This is a genomic window from Fusobacterium perfoetens (assembly GCF_021531475.1).
Classification (GTDB): domain Bacteria; phylum Fusobacteriota; class Fusobacteriia; order Fusobacteriales; family Fusobacteriaceae; genus Fusobacterium_B.
The window spans coordinates 1-15,790 of record NZ_JADYTX010000030.1; the positions used below are offsets into that span (position 1 = coordinate 1).

Annotated in this window: 16 protein-coding genes; 3 read left to right on the plus strand and 13 right to left on the minus strand. The window is 27.6% G+C overall.

From position 1 onward, the window contains the following. Nucleotides 1-85: 85 nt before the first annotated feature. The 3 genes from I6E15_RS07365 (at nucleotide 86) to I6E15_RS07375 (ending at nucleotide 2,632) form a co-directional block, all read left to right on the plus strand. Nucleotides 86-1,429 carry a TldD/PmbA family protein gene (locus I6E15_RS07365; RefSeq protein ID WP_235247194.1) on the plus strand — a complete coding sequence of 448 codons (1,344 nt, stop codon included), beginning with the start codon at nucleotides 86-88 and terminating at the stop codon, nucleotides 1,427-1,429. 270 nt (nucleotides 1,430-1,699) lie between these two features. Beyond that, entirely contained in the window at nucleotides 1,700-2,404 is a 705-nt protein-coding gene (locus I6E15_RS07370) for a hypothetical protein (protein WP_235247195.1), read from the plus strand. 12 nt (nucleotides 2,405-2,416) lie between these two features. Then, nucleotides 2,417-2,632, plus strand: a complete 216-nt coding sequence (locus tag I6E15_RS07375; RefSeq protein WP_235247196.1) for a hypothetical protein — start codon at nucleotides 2,417-2,419, stop codon at nucleotides 2,630-2,632. An 83-nt stretch (nucleotides 2,633-2,715) separates the two neighbouring features. Here the strand turns inward: I6E15_RS07375 and I6E15_RS07380 are convergent, their stop codons facing one another. The 13 genes from I6E15_RS07380 to I6E15_RS07440 all read right to left on the minus strand — a co-directional run bounded on the left by I6E15_RS07380 (nucleotide 2,716) and on the right by I6E15_RS07440 (nucleotide 15,787). Further along, complete coding sequence (locus I6E15_RS07380; protein WP_235247197.1) at nucleotides 2,716-3,654, minus strand: hypothetical protein; 939 nt, start codon at nucleotides 3,652-3,654, stop codon at nucleotides 2,716-2,718. A gap of 85 nt (nucleotides 3,655-3,739) precedes the next feature. Continuing rightward, nucleotides 3,740-4,819: an ABC transporter permease gene (locus I6E15_RS07385; protein WP_235247198.1), complete on the minus strand. Its 1,080-nt coding sequence runs from the start codon at nucleotides 4,817-4,819 to the stop codon at nucleotides 3,740-3,742. A gap of 1 nt (nucleotide 4,820) precedes the next feature. Continuing rightward, complete coding sequence (locus tag I6E15_RS07390; RefSeq protein WP_235247199.1) at nucleotides 4,821-6,092, minus strand: efflux RND transporter periplasmic adaptor subunit; 1,272 nt, start codon at nucleotides 6,090-6,092, stop codon at nucleotides 4,821-4,823. Between the two features lie 14 nt (nucleotides 6,093-6,106). Continuing rightward, nucleotides 6,107-7,360 carry a TolC family protein gene (locus I6E15_RS07395; protein WP_235247200.1) on the minus strand — a complete coding sequence of 418 codons (1,254 nt, stop codon included), beginning with the start codon at nucleotides 7,358-7,360 and terminating at the stop codon, nucleotides 6,107-6,109. After that, nucleotides 7,287-8,081: a tyrosine-protein phosphatase gene (locus tag I6E15_RS07400; protein WP_235247201.1), complete on the minus strand. Its 795-nt coding sequence runs from the start codon at nucleotides 8,079-8,081 to the stop codon at nucleotides 7,287-7,289. The genes I6E15_RS07395 and I6E15_RS07400 overlap by 74 nt, the downstream gene beginning before the upstream one ends. Next, the gene (locus tag I6E15_RS07405) at nucleotides 8,081-8,908 is read right to left on the minus strand and encodes a CpsD/CapB family tyrosine-protein kinase (protein WP_235247202.1); all 828 of its coding nucleotides are present in this window, start codon (nucleotides 8,906-8,908) and stop codon (nucleotides 8,081-8,083) included. The genes I6E15_RS07400 and I6E15_RS07405 overlap by 1 nt, the downstream gene beginning before the upstream one ends. Continuing rightward, nucleotides 8,901-9,632: a YveK family protein gene (locus I6E15_RS07410; protein WP_235247203.1), complete on the minus strand. Its 732-nt coding sequence runs from the start codon at nucleotides 9,630-9,632 to the stop codon at nucleotides 8,901-8,903. Before I6E15_RS07410 ends, I6E15_RS07405 begins: the two co-directional genes overlap by 8 nt. Before the next feature lie 124 nt (nucleotides 9,633-9,756). Next, on the minus strand, nucleotides 9,757-10,449 hold the full coding sequence (locus I6E15_RS07415; RefSeq protein WP_235247204.1) for a DUF3226 domain-containing protein: 693 nt from the start codon (nucleotides 10,447-10,449) through the stop codon (nucleotides 9,757-9,759). Beyond that, a complete protein-coding gene (locus tag I6E15_RS07420; protein WP_235247205.1) occupies nucleotides 10,449-11,537 on the minus strand; it encodes an AAA family ATPase in 1,089 nt (362 codons plus the stop codon). The genes I6E15_RS07415 and I6E15_RS07420 overlap by 1 nt, the downstream gene beginning before the upstream one ends. Before the next feature lie 291 nt (nucleotides 11,538-11,828). Further along, nucleotides 11,829-12,998 carry a non-hydrolyzing UDP-N-acetylglucosamine 2-epimerase gene (gene wecB / locus I6E15_RS07425; protein ID WP_177161445.1) on the minus strand — a complete coding sequence of 390 codons (1,170 nt, stop codon included), beginning with the start codon at nucleotides 12,996-12,998 and terminating at the stop codon, nucleotides 11,829-11,831. A 12-nt stretch (nucleotides 12,999-13,010) separates the two neighbouring features. Beyond that, nucleotides 13,011-13,523, minus strand: coding sequence for a hypothetical protein (locus I6E15_RS07430; protein ID WP_235247206.1), 513 nt, complete (start codon nucleotides 13,521-13,523; stop codon nucleotides 13,011-13,013). Nucleotides 13,524-13,525: 2 nt separating this feature from the next. Next, nucleotides 13,526-14,722, minus strand: coding sequence for a capsular polysaccharide biosynthesis protein CapF (locus I6E15_RS07435; RefSeq protein WP_235247207.1), 1,197 nt, complete (start codon nucleotides 14,720-14,722; stop codon nucleotides 13,526-13,528). A 12-nt stretch (nucleotides 14,723-14,734) separates the two neighbouring features. Next, nucleotides 14,735-15,787, minus strand: coding sequence for a nucleoside-diphosphate sugar epimerase/dehydratase (locus I6E15_RS07440; protein ID WP_235247208.1), 1,053 nt, complete (start codon nucleotides 15,785-15,787; stop codon nucleotides 14,735-14,737). Between the last annotated feature and the right edge of the window lie 3 nt (nucleotides 15,788-15,790).

The following is a 15,790-nucleotide window of genomic DNA, read 5'->3' on the forward strand; positions in this document are numbered from 1 at the left end:
GTAAAATATAGATATATATTAAAAGAATGTGTTTTTTGTTCTTTTGCTAGAAATATAAAAAATAAACCAAAAAGGAGTAATTTTTGTGGAAAAAAATATTTTTATTGATAAATTATTTGAAAAAGCCTCTCTTAAAGGGATAGATGAGTTTGAAATCTATTTTTTATCAAATCTTAATACATCTATAAAAATCTATCAAGGGAAGATTGAAAACTTTTCTAACAACCAAAACCAAGGGATATCTTTTAGGGGAATGGTTGACGGAAAGATGGGATATTCCTATTCTGAGTCAATGGAAGATGAGGATATAGATTTTTTAATTAATGAGGTTATAGAAAATGCAAGTTGTATAGAATCTCTTGATAAGCAGTTCATTTATGGAGAGAAAGCTAACTATACTGATACTATAACTTATTCTTCTGCTATTGAAAATCTTGATACAGATTTAGTAAAAGATTTTCTGATTAAAATGGAAGAATATGCTCTTTCTATTGATGAGAGAGTTAAGAAAGTTAATTTTTGCTCTTTTGCTATGGGGAGTGGAGAAAAAATTATTAAAAACTCAAAAGGTTTAGAACTTCATTCAAAAGAAAATATCTGCTATACATATATAAGTGTAGTGGCTCAAGAAAACGGAGTTGTAAAAACTGGATCTCATTTTCAAATAGGTAGAGATTTTTCAAAATTTGACTACAAAACATTAAGTGAAGTTGCTGTAAAAAGAGCTTTAAATAAATCTGGAGCTATAACTCTTTCTGAAGTTCCTAAAACTTGTGTCATTGAAAATCTTGCTTTTTCATCTCTTCTTGGAGCTATGAGCAATATTTTTTCTGCTGAGGCAGTTCAAAAAAATATATCTAAACTAAAAGGAAAATTAAATGAAGCTGTTGCATCTTCTATTGTTACCTTAGTAGATGATCCATTTCTTAAAGATGGTCTAGCAAATTCATCTTTTGATGATGAGGGAGTTCCTACATCATATAAAGAGATAATTCAAGATGGTATTTTAAAAACTTATCTATATAATCTAAAGACAGCCTATAAAGATGGAGTTTCTTCAACAGGTAATGGAGTAAAAGGTAGCTATAAAGGAACTGTTGGTATCTCATCTTTTAATCTATATATAAAACCAAGTAGTAAATCTTTTGATAAGATGATAGAAAATATTAAAGAGGGAATATTTATCACTGACTTTGCTGGTCTTCACTCTGGACTTAATACTATTTCTGGAGATTTTTCTTTGGCTGGAGAGGGATTTTATATAAAAGACGGTAAGATCGATAGACCTTTAAATCAAATTACAATTTCTGGTAACTTTTTTGAACTTCTAAAAAATATTAAAGATATAGCTAATGATATTAAATTTTCTTTTTCATCAGTTGGTTCTCCATCAATTATGGTCGAGGGATTAAAAGTAGTAGCTGATTAATAAATTAATATAAAAAAATAATAATTTTATTAATAAAATCTTAAAAAATAGTACCTAGAACTAATAGAGAGCATTCAACTGATAAGGTTTGGTTTACAAAAAGTTTTTATAGTGAATCGATACTAAGTTACAAATATATAAATATAAAAATAAACTAGTTTGAAATATAAAATTATATAGAAATATATTTAAAATAATGTTATAATATCATAAGATTAGATATATTTTTATAAGCAAAATAAACATTAAATATGTTACGAGGATATAAATATGGAAAAAATTATAGATAACAATGGAATAGAATTAAAAAAAATTATATGTGATCTGCAAAATTCTTTTTCTTTTCCAGAAAATTTTCCAAATATAAATAAGAAAACATTAAAACATTACGATTTTAATGAAGTATGTGAATATACAATACAGTTCTTTGAAAATATTGATGATAATTTAGAGATTTTAATTAAATATTTAAAAAGTAATTTAAGCGAAGATATTAAATTTACATATAGATTTAAAACAGAAGAATCTTTTAAAATGAAATGGGAAAAATATCTAATTTTTGAAAAAAAATTTTATAAAGCATGTAATGATTTGTTAGGTGTAAGATTTATTGTAAAATGTAACGAAAGAGAATTAAAAGAAAAATTAAAGATTTTTTACAATGATGAAAATTGTAAAATAATTAATTTTTATGAAAATAATAAAAAAACGAATGATGATGGTTATAGAGGAATTCATATTTATTTTAGGTATAACAAAAATTCTTTTCCGATAGAATTTCAATTTTGGACAAGAAAAGATGCAATATTACATTTTTATACACATGAAATAATTTATAAAAGCACACAAGATAAAGAGTTTTGGAATTATTCTAAAAGATTGAGAGAATGGTTAGATACAATTCCAGAGTCTCCAGCTAATTTAGAAATAGATTATGTAAATTATTTATATGATATTTTTAATAAGGAAAAATAAGGAGGGATTAAGATGTCTAAAACTTATTTATTTGTAAGAGAAACAGGAATATCAGGAACTAAAATAGTAGAAACAACAAGAAAAGAAGCAATACAATATATAAAAAAAAATAGAGGAACAGCAGGAAAACAAATAGGAATTCTTGGTGGAAATGATTATAATACAGTAAAGTCTGTATATGGAGAATATGCTCCTTTTGAAAAAATATCTGATATATCAAAATTATAAAAAATAAACCAAATAAAAAAAGCTGAGTAAACATTTTTTTAAATGTTACTCAACTTTTTTTATTTATTATGCTCTTCTAAGAATTAGAAGTTGTAAGTCCATCCTACACAGAATTCTCCATAGTAGTCATCAGCTTTAGTAACATTTACTAAACCATCATATTTGTTGAAGTCATATCTATAGTATCCATCAACTGTTAAGTTTTGTGTTAAATCATAAGCTGCTGATAAAACTGCTACGTGTTTGTTATTTTCATATTCTTCATATTTTTTATCTTTGTTTAATTCTTTATGTTCTGATGCAAATTGATACCAATATTCAGCACCTAATCTGAAGTTATCTGTAGAATATAGATCTAACATTAATCTAACTTGGTGATCTGCAAAGTGTTCATCTCCAGATCCTAATTCTTCTTCTCCTTCAAAATAGTATCCTAAAGCAACTGGTCCATATTTAACAATAACTGGCATTGCTTCTAAGTACCAAGCGTCGCTTGATTTGTTATCATAGTTTACAAAAGCTGGTGTTGCCCATCCTGAAACTATTCCATAGTTATAAGACACTGGTATATAGAATTTTTCTATATCTTCTTCTGTTCTCCATTTTAATCCAACTGCAAAGTTTTCAAAATGTCTAGTAGCTGATAAGTCAACTCTATGTCCTGATGATTTCATTCCTGCACCAGTTGTATCATTATTTTCGTGATCATCTATTGAAGCTGACCAAGTTTTTCTTGCCATTAATTCAAATGTCCAATTATCTCCAATTGCTAATCCAACTGTATTTGCAAAATGAACATCCCCTATATCAGCTTGTCCTCTTCCGTTTGCATTTGAATCATTGTCTATTTCTAAAGATTGACCAATTGAAGTTACTCTTAACACTGGAGCTGCTTTTACTTCAACAACTTCTTCTACTACAGGTGCTTCTTCAACAACTGGAGCTGCTTCTGGCATAACTTCTTTTGCATAAGATACAGATGCTACTGATAATGCTGCTAATAATAATGCTAATTTTTTCATATAAATTTCCTCCTCTTCATTTCTAATTATTAATTAGTTTTAATAATATATATTGTATCACATTTTTTTCAAATGTAAATATTTTTTATATTTCCCTTAAAAGTTCTATAGTATTTTTTTCTCCTGCTTTTATAGCTGGAATAGTTCCCATAATTATTCCAACTACAAGTGATATAACAAGACTTATAAATGTATCTCCAATGCTAAAAATAGGATATATATTTATAATCTTTCCAACAAATACCGAAAATATTATTCCTAAGATAAGTCCTACAATAGAACCTATAAAAGATATAATCACTCCTTCTGTTATAAACATAATAACCATATCTTTTGAATTCATTCCCATAGCTCTTAAGATTCCCATATGACCTGTTCTAGCTCTAATATTTGAACCTATAAGATTCATTATTCCAAGTCCACCTATTCCTAGAGAGATCACAGATAAGATTCCTAAAGTCATAGAAACAATATTTTTTATTTTTTCTACTCTTTTATAAACTTCTGGTGTCTCCAAAATTTGAATATCACCATAAAGACCTCTGTCTTGCCTAAATTTATTAAGAATAATTGGAATATACTCCTCTGCATCTTCCCCTTTTTCAAATGAGATAACTATTTCAGAAAAATTTCTTTCTCCAAATATTCTCTCATATGTATCTTGAGAAAGGATAATTCTATTCCCTTTTCTCATAAGTTCCAAAGGATTTTTTTCTTCATACAACCCTTTTATTAAAAACCTGTCCCTATAGGTTCCTATAGAAAGTTCTAATGTATCTCCTACTTTTGCATTTTCAAATTGATTTTTATCAACAATTACTTCTCTATCATTTAGATGTGGTAAATCTAATATATCAAAAACTCTCTCTGGATAACCAATATAAATATTGTCATCTGTATAACTTCTTGCTTTTGGAAATAGTGCGTATTCAACAAAAGGATAATTTTCAAGTATTCTTATATCCCTTTGATTAAAACTATTTCCCCCTATCATTATTCTATTATCTCCAATAGCTGAAAGATTTGTATTTATAATATTTTCCCCACCAGCTCCCAAAGATAATGTCATTATAAGAGAGATTATTCCGCATAAAACCCCTAAGAAAGGAAAAATAGCTCTTTTTATATTCCCCAAAAGCATTTTATAAGCTAACCAAAAAGTCATATTATTCCACAACCTTTACTTTATCTCCGTTTTTTATCTTAAATGGATTTACTACTACTTTAGTTCCAACAGGTAAATCTAAGATTTCATAAGAGCTTGTCGTTCTTCCTCCAACTTTAACCTCTTGTTTTCTAGCAACTCCATTTTCTACAACATATACATAATATGTTCCGTCAGATTCCATTACAGAGAATGAATCTACTACAGGAACATTTGTTTTTACCTTACCAGCAATCTCTACATCTGTTACGAAACCTGGTCTTAAATCATTTTCTCCCTTAACAGAAATTTCTACATCAACAACTTTATCCTTTCCACTTCTAACATCTCTAGCAGCAGAAGAGATTCTTTCTACAGTACCTAAATACTCTTTATTTCCATCTAACTCTCTTGATATTATTTTTGCCTCTTGACCTTTTTCTATAGTATTAGCTTGATATAAAGGGACTTCTACATTTATTCTGCTTCCTCCTTTAGTAGAAATAGCTAAAAGTCTTTCTCCCTCTCTTGTTATAGCTCCTTCAACTACATCAAGTTTTACTACAACACCATCTATTGGAGCTTTTAATGGAGCTTTTAATTGTTCCTCTCTTTTTCTTAAAGTTTCCTCTTGAAGCTTTAACTTTTCAAGTTGAGATCTAAGTTTTGCTTCTTCTATATTTAGCTCTCTTTTTAAACTTTCATATCCAACTACCATAAGGTTATATTTATCTCTATTTAATCCTAATTCAACTTTTAAATTATCATAGGCTTGTTGTCTTTTTTCAGCTTCAATAGATGAAACCCCATCTTTTTTTAGAAGTTCAGCAAAGACTTTTGCTTCTCTTTCAAGTGTAGGAAGTTTTTTAGCATCTGCATTTATAGCTTCTTCTAACTCTTTTATCTCTAATTCTCTTTTATCAAGTTCTAATTTTAATGTTCCTGATTCTAAGTCTGCTACTTGAAGATTAATATCTTTCAAATCAAGAGCATTCATTTTTATAGCTTTTTCATTTTCAAGGATACTTTTGTTACTGAATACTAAAAGATCTGTTCCTTTAGATACTTCCTCTCCCTCTTTTATTAAAACTCTTTCTACAACAGCAGGAGCTTCGATATATACAGGAACTAACTCTCCAGGAACTACTGTCCCAGAATATAAACTTGAATCAGCTAGTCTTCCAATAGCTACTTCTGTTACTTTAACAGGAGTTTTTCTTCCTATACCACTTTTAAAAATAAATATTCCTGCTACAGCTATGACTGCCACAGCACCTATTATTTTTTTATTCATAACTTCTCCCTTTATTATCTATATAAGTTTTCTAATTGAATTACAGCCAAAACTAATTTTCTTTGAATTGCATAATATTCTTCTTGAGCTTGTCTATAAGCATTTACAGAGTTTAAATAATCATATGTAGTAATAAGTTGATTTTCATATCTCATACTATCTATGTTCATATTTTCTCTAAGAAGATCTACTTTCTTTTGGTTAGCATTTGCTTGACCATATAATGAATCTATTTCATTGATTTTATTTTCAATATCAAGTTGAATTTCTTTTACATTTTCATCGTGCATTAATTGAGCTTTTTTAAGTTCATATTTCTTTTGGTTAACAGAATCTAAAGTTCCTCCCCAAGCAAAATAATATCTAAATCCTACTTCTAATAAGTTTTCATCTGTAGGATCTGAATATTCTCTCTTATCTTTATCCCATTCTTTAAAAGTATAAGTATCTTTTAAATAGAAAGTAGGATATAAATCAGCTTTTGCTATTTTAAGATCATATTCAGCATTTTTTAATTTTAATTTTTCAGCTTGAACTAAATGAGTATTATCTATATTTCTATCAGCATATTTTGAAGCATCAGCTCTATCTCCAAGATATTCTCCTGCTAATATATCCTTACCTGTTATCTTAGTATCAAGTGGTAGATTTAATATTCTATTTAAGTCCCCTGTTCTTTGTTTTTCAAGTCTTGCATTTTCTAAGTTAAGACTTCTATATCTTTCAATATCAGCTTCTACTTTTAAAAGCTCAGATTTTGGAACTATTTTTCCACCTTTGTAAAGCCCTTGTAATCTTCCTTTTTGTTTATCCATTGCTTTTACAGCATTATTTATTATTTCAGATTGTTTTTGATAATTTAATATATCGAAATAAGCTCCTACTGCCTTTTCTACAGCTCTATTTTCAGCAAATATTTCTTCTTTGTAAGCAAGTTCTAAGTTATTTTTAGCTTTTCTATATGAGTTTAGATTTTTTCCACCCATAAATAAAGGTACTCCCATTTCTAATTTTCTAATACCTATTCCCTCTTCTTTTATATGGTTCCAGTTTTCTTCTTGAGATAAATTAACAGGTGGTAATATTAGATTTTTTAAAGCTTTGTTTTTACCTTTCTTTTGGATTTCTGTATTCATTCCTTGAATTTTTATCTCAGAACTTTCTACTTTTGCTCTTGATATAACTTCATCTAACTCAAGCTCTACCGAATAACTTATTCCAAATAGACTTAAATAAGCCACTGGAAGAATTAATTTTTGTAACTTCATCATTTGCCCCCTCGATCTCTACTAAGATAATATCTTCATTGTTTAATATTTTTTTTGGATTTTCATAAGCTAATTCTTTTACTCTACTCTCTCCAACCAATTTTTCTAACTCATCAAAATAAATTTGTAATTCATAATTTCTAAATTCAGTATTATGAACATCTGTTGCTACTACCTTTACATATCCTTCTATCAAAAAATGTTTCATCTTTGGAGTTAAACTTTTAACAGTTTTAATATTCATCTGAAAAATTACTCCCATATTATATAACTCTATAAACTCATTAAATTTTATAAAAGGATAACGTTCTATATGAGCTAATATTGGTTTATAACCCAAATCAATTAATTTTTGTAAAAAACCTTTATAAAGAGAAAATATGAATCCTCTTCTTAATTCAACCAAAACATATTTACTATTGTTTATAGTATTTACATTTTCTACCTTTGAAAGTACATCTCCAAAAAGAGCTACTTCATTTCCCTTATAAATTCTTATCTTTATTCCTTGCTTTTTTATTTCATCCTCTAAAATTTCAAAATTTTTATTATAATCTTTATTCTCATATCTACCTAAGTAGAAATGACTTGAACAAACTATATCTGTAATTCCTAGTTTTTCAGCTTGTCTTAATAAAGTAATACTCTCTTCAATATTTTTAGCTCCATCATCTACACCAAATAATATATGTGAATGAATATCTATTATACTTTGTTCCATTATCTTCTTCTTTTTATATCACCAGACAGATGTCTAGTATATTCTTCTTTTAATCTATATATAAAAGCTTCTAATTTATTTTTTGGTTTTTTATGAACTTTTCTTTTTTTCTTATTTCCATTATCATCATTGTAATATTCTTCATAATATGAATAGTAATTAGTATAATATCCATAGTTTCCATAAGACATAGCTTTTTTCTCAACACCATTTACTATAAATCCATAGATATTAGCTCCTGCATTATCTAGCATCTCCTTAGTAAATTTTAATTCTCTTTCTGCTACTTGATCATAACCTACAACTACTACAACTCCATCAACGTCTCTTGAAAGAATTGCTGCATCAGAAGCTACTGCTAAAGGAGGAGTATCAAGGATAATTGTATCATACTCATCTTTTATACTTCCAATAATATCTTTCATTTTATCTCTTAAAAAAAGTTCTGTTACATTATTTTTCATATTTTTTGTTGGTAAAAGATCTAGATTAGGCAAAACATCTTTCATTATTAAATCTTTTACTGGTTCATCATGAGTCAATGCACACTCTAATCCTTTTTCTATTTTTATACCAAAACTTTCATGAGCTCTAGGTCTTCTAATATCACAGTCTATTATTAACGTTTTTCTTCCAGCTATAGCAAGTGATGCTGCGTAGTTAGAAGCCACTGTAGATTTTCCTTCTGCTGGAATAGAACTAGTAAAAAGTAATGTTTTTCCATCATGTTTCTCTCTTAAAAAAGCTAAGTTTGTTCTCAAAGTTCTGAAAGCTTCTGTTATTTCAGGTCTTTCATCAGTAACAAAAAATATTCCTCTCTTACTCATCTACCTCTTCCTTTCCTTCATTCATTGATACTTCTGGTATCATTCCAAGCATTTCTACTCCTAATATTTTTTCTATATCAGAAGATTTTCTTAATTTTTTATGTAGCGCTTCTATTAAGAAAGCCATTGCTACACCTAAACATCCTCCTAGTATAATAGAAGCAAGAAGAATTATTGCTCTTTTTTTAGGTAATGGTTGCATTGGCTCTTGTGCTCTTTCTACTACTGCTACATTTCTTATTCTCATTACTTGACTAACTTTTTGAATAAATTCATTAGCTACTTCATTAGTAACAGCTTCTGCAAGTTTTGAATCTCCACAAGTATATGAAAGTTTAATAAGCTCTGTATCTTTTACTACTGAAATGTTTATTGCTTTTGATAATTCTTGAATATTTTCTGGTAAATCATATTTTGTTATCACTCTTCTTAAGATATCTCTACTTTTTGCTATCTCTGAGTAAGTAACAACCAATTTTTGATTCATTGAAATCTCACTATTATCTAATCCTGTAGCTTGCATTCCACTAGAGACCATAAGTGTTGTATCAGCACGATATACTGAAGGTCTTGTAGATGCTACAAAAAATCCAAGCATAACAACTGGGATAGTAACCAATACTATTACTTTCCAACGTCTGATTAGCATAAATAAAAGATCAGCTAAGTCTATCTCATCTTCCTCATAATAATCATCATAATCTTCATATTTTCTTCTTTCCATAACAACTCCTTCACACTAGTATAATTTATCAATTTATTATATATTTTTGGTACAGTAAAGTCAATCTATTTTTATATATTTTTCTAATAAAAATATAGAAATAGCTATCAAAAACTAAAAATAATTATTCATTAATTTTTATACACTTTCCTATAAAATCTATTAAGTTTTTTAAAGATTGACTCTCCTTATTAAATTTATCGTAACATTTCGATATAAAGGCAGGTGCTGTTCCTCTAAGTGGATTTTGAGTAGCTGCCACCATCATAAAAGTGCTTTTTTGTTCATTTGTTATTTCACAATCTTTCATCTCTTTTACAACTGGCACAACATCATTTCTTATATAAGTTACAACTCCTTGACAATTCAAAGCATCCAATAAAAGTGTTTCTGTCATTCCATCATCTTTGTTATTTGGTGTAATAAAATAATCAAATTCCAAATTCTCAGATTCTTCTTTTAACTCTTTTATAGAATCTTCTATAGCTTTTTTAGTTCTTTCATAACCTGTCTCAGTTCCCTCTTTATAATCTGCATCCATTATATATATAATCCTTGTTAAATCTGAAAAAAACCGATTATTCGATAACTCTTTAGTATAGTTCACTAAATTTCTTTCACCTTTTAAATCAGCAATTTCAATAGAAATATTATCAATTTTTGTAAAATTTGTCATAATATCTTTTATATTTTTCATTGATAAATTTCCATTTTCTTTTAACTCTTCTGAAATTTTTATTTTAAACTCTTTTTCTAAAATTTTATACAATAAGAAAATTTCTGTACTTCCCTCACAAATAAATAATATTTTTTCCATTATCTTATCTCCCATCCATTTTTGATAGAAATAATAGCTTCTTCTTTAGAATAGTAAACTTGTTTTAACTTATTTTTTACTTTTTGATATCTGTATAGAGAAACGTCCTCATCTATTTTTTGAATTTCTTTATAGAAAACTTTTAAAAATTCTTTTGAATGAGAAGTTATAAATAGCTGAATATTTTTTTCATTAGCTATTTCTATTAAAGCAAAGCAAAATTTTTCATAGTTTAAATAGTGAATCCCTGTTTCTATTTCATCTATAAATAAAAATTTTACATCATCTAATACTATATTAGATATTATACTAACAATTGATAGTAACCCATTACCAAAAGATGATAGAGGTAACATTCTTACTATATTTTTTTTACTTAATTGAACTTCCTCTCCATCGGAAAAAATATCATCTATCTCAGGTTCAAAACGATTTATTAACTCCAATATTTTATTTTTTTTCTTATTCTCTATTATAGCTTTTACTTTCTTAGCAATTTCCATACTATTTTTTGCATAGGGAGAAAGCCAAGATTTATTATTTTTAGAAAATTTTTCTAACTCTAAAATTTCTGTGTCAGAAAAATCTAATGTAACGTCTGTACTATTAATTTTAGAATTTATACGATAATTTAGATCTAAATAGTAATCTATATCTGATATGGTCTTATTTTCTACTTTTTTGACTATATTAAACAAAAACTTTTCTCCTTGACTTAATACAGGAGTATTTTTATTAATAAAATCTTGATTAGTTGCTCCATTGAGATTATTATTTTCATATTTTTTATTTTCATCAATTTTTATTATAGTTTTTATTTTATCATTTAAAACAAATCTTATACTTTTAGTTAAATCAGCATTATATATAAAATTATGGACATTTTCTTTTTTTACTATTATTCCTCTATAATTAGCTATTGTTATGATATCTACATTGTAAGGTATTATAAAGGAACAAAACAAAGCCTCCAATAAAGTTGTCTTACAACTGCTATTGTCACCAACAAATATATTATATTTTTTTAAATTATTAACTTCTAATTTTTCTATTCCTCTATAATTTTCAATTAATATTTTTTCAATCATACCATATCCCTCTTTCTTGATTTATATTGATTAAAGTATATAATAAAAAGATAAAAAAATCAAATTATTAGTTGTTAAATAAAATATACTTATAATTTCATCTATAATATTTATAAGTTTAATAAAGTATTTTATAATTGCTTAAATAAACACTAAAATCTCCTGTGTCTTAGAAAAATTTTAGTCACCCCTTAATTCTTTAAAAAATATTTGTTTAGCTCCTTTTTTAATAAAAATATATAAATAGCTATCAAATTAAAAAGATAGCTATTCTATATTTCTAATAAATAATTAATACTTTCTCCATACCATTTTATTTACTATTCCTGTATAACTTTGGATTATCTTTACAACTTTATCAGAAACATTTTCATCTACATAATCTGGAACTGGGATTCCTAAATCATTTTCTTTATTCATATTTACTGCTAATTCTACTGCTTGAACCAATCCATTATCTTCTATTCCAGCTAATACAAAGCATGCTTTATCCAATGCTTCTGGTCTTTCTGTTGATGTTCTTATGCAGATTGCTGGGAATGATTTTCCTATTGAAGTAAAGAATGATGATTCTTCTGGTAAAGTTCCACTATCAGATATTACTGCAAAAGCATTCATTTGAAGACAGTTATAATCATGAAATCCTAATGGTTCATGTTGAATTACACGAGGATCTAACTTAAATCCTGTTTGTTCTATTCTTTTTTTACTTCTTGGATGACAAGAATATAAAATTGGCATATCATATTTTTCTGCTATTGTATTTATAGCATTAAATAATGATAAGAAATTCTTTTCAGTATCAATATTTTCTTCTCTATGAGCTGATAAAAGAATATATTTTCCTTTTTCAAGCCCTAATCTTTCATGAATATTTGAAGCTTCTATTTTAGCCAAGTTATTGTGTAATACTTCTGCCATTGGAGAACCTGTTACATAAGTTCTTTCTTTTGGAAGACCACAATCAGCTAAATATCTTCTTGCATGTTCTGAGTAAGCCATATTTACATCAGAAATAATATCTACTATTCTTCTGTTTGTTTCTTCTGGTAAACATTCATCTTTACACCTATTTCCTGCTTCCATATGGAAAATAGGAATATGTAATCTTTTTGCTCCTATAACTGATAAGCAAGAGTTTGTATCACCAAGAACTAATACTGCATCTGGTTTTATTTCTGCCATAATTTGATAAGATTTAGCAATGATGTTTCCCATTGTTTCTCCTAAATCTTTACCAACAGCTTCCATATAGATATCTGGATCTTCTAATTCTAAATCATGAAAGAATACTCCATTTAAGTTATAATCATAATTTTGCCCTGTATGTGCTAGTAAACAATCAAAATATTTTCTACATTTTTTTATTACTGCTGCAAGACGAATAATTTCAGGTCTTGTTCCTACAATAATTAAAAGTTTTAATTTACCATTATTTTTAAATGAAACTAAATTTTCCATTATTTTCTCCCCTTAAATTTTATATTGTTGTAATGCTATTACCTCTCCTGAATCTACTTTCATTCCTTTAGGTAGATGATTCTCACCTTTTACAATAGCTCCAGGTGCTAAATGACAACCTTCTTCTAATGTACAATCATGATCAAGTATCGCTCCAATATTTATAATACAAGCTTTTTTCAATTTAGTATTTGTATTTACAATTGCATAAGGCATAATTACACAACCAGCAGAAATCTCTGCTGTAGGACTTACATATGCCAATGGATGAATAATTTTAGCAAGTTTAATTCCTGCTTTTTCTATTTTATCCTCCCATTCAATACGTCCTAAATTATTTCCAAAAGCTGGATACATCTCGACATTAGAATCTTTAAAAGATAGATATTCACTACATTTTCCAATTACTTTTTCATCTTTTGAGTTATCATCTAAGAAAAATATGTCTGAATACTTTCCAGTTTGACTAGCAATATCAGCTACTACTTTTCCATGACCACCAGCACCTAAAATTATTAATTTCATAACTATACCTCTTCAAAGAATGTATCTGGTTTATTTGGATCAAAAGATTCATTTGCCCACATTACTGTTACTAAGTTTTCTGTTTCGCTTAGATTAATAATATTATGAGTATATCCTGGTAACATATGTATCGCTTCTATTTTATCTCCCGAAACTTCAAACTCTATTACTTCATCAGTTCCTATTTTTCTTTCTTGAATTAGTCCATGACCTGCTACAACTATGAAAAATTCCCATTTTGTATTATGCCAATGTTGACCTTTTGTTATTCCTGGCTTACTAATATTTATTGAAACTTGTCCACATTTTTCTGATTTTAAAAGCTCTGTAAAACTTCCTCTTCCATCAACATTCATTTTTAAAGGAAAAGCAACTTTTTCTTTTGGCAAATATGAAAGATATGTTGAGTAAAATTTTTTAGCAAAAGAATTATTAGGAATTTCTGGAACAACTAAAGTTTTTGATTGATTATTAAAAGAATATAGTAAATCAACTATCTCTCCTAAAGTTACTTGATGAGTAGTTGGAACAAAACAATATTTTCCATCTTGTTTCTCTACTGTATTTAATTCATCAAATTCACAATGATGTTCTTTTCCTTCTAAAGCATCTAACATCTCTTCAACTAAATCATCTATATATAGAAGTTCTAACTTTGTATTTCTATCATTTACTTGAATAGGTAAATCATTTGCTATATTATTACAAAAAGTTGCAACAGCTGAGTTATAATTTGGTCTACACCATTTACCAAAAAGGTTGGGGAAACGATAAATTAAAACTTTTGCACCTGTTTCTTTAGAATAATTAAAAAATAGTTCTTCTCCAGCAAGTTTTGATTTTCCATAGTCAGATTCTCCATAACGTCCAATAAGTGTCGCTTGAATAGATGAAGAAAGCATTACTGGACAGTTATTTTGATATTTTTTAAGAGTTTCTAATAAAGTTGATGCAAATCCAAAATTTCCTTCCATAAATTCAGATTGATCTTTTGGACGATTAACACCAGCTAAATTAAATACAAAATCTGCTTCTTTACAAAATTTATCTAAAAGATTTGGATCAGTATCAATATCATACTCAAATATCTCATCTATTTTTAAATCTCTAGTTCTATTCTTACCATCTTTGATATTTTTTAGATTTTCAACAAGATTCTTTCCAACAAAACCTTTAGCTCCTGTTATTAATATTTTCATATCATCACTCTCTTATCTTTTATTTTGTTTCCAAGCTTCAAGCTCTTCTCTAATATATGCAAGAGAAAGCAACTTTTCTTTTACTTGCTCAACATCTAAAAGTTCTGTATTACTTGAATTAAATTCTGTTAAAGTATTACGTTTTTTATCTCCATCTTTAAAGTATTTATCATAGTTTAAATCACGTTTATCACAAGGCACACGATAGAAATCTCCCATATCTATTGCGTTTGCACATTCTTCATTAGTTAAAAGTGTTTCATACATTTTTTCTCCATGACGAATACCTATTACTTTTATCTCGTGTTCTGGAGCAAATAATCCTGTAACAGCTTTTGCTAAAACTTCAATTGTACAAGCTGGAGCTTTTTGAACTAATATATCTCCACTTGCTCCGTTTTCAAAAGCAAATAAAACTAAGTCTACTGCTTCATCAAGACTCATTATAAATCTTGTCATTGATGGTTCTGTTATAGTTATTGGATTTCCTGCTTTTATTTGTTCTATCCATAAAGGAATTACACTTCCTCTTGAACACATAACATTCCCATATCTTGTACAACAAATTTTTGTTTCTTCTGGTCTAACTGTTCTTGATTTTGCAACTATTACTTTTTCCATCATTGCCTTTGATGTTCCCATTGCATTAACTGGATAAGCAGCTTTATCTGTTGAAAGACACACAATGTTTTTTACTCCCATTTCAATAGCAGCAGTTAATACATTTTCTGTTCCAAGAACATTAGTTTTAACAGCTTCTACTGGGAAAAATTCACAAGATGGAACTTGTTTTAAAGCTGCAGCATGGAATATATAGTCAACCCCATGCATAGCATTTTTAACAGATTGAATATCTCTAACATTTCCTATATAGAATTTAATTTTATCAGCAACTTCAGGCATTTTAGCTTGAAATTCATGACGCATATCATCTTGTTTTTTCTCATCTCTAGAAAAGATACGAATTTCTCCAATATCTGTTCTAAGAAATCTATTAAGTACAGCATTACCAAAAGAACCTGTACCACCAGTAATTAATAAAGTTTTACCTACAAATGAACTCATTTT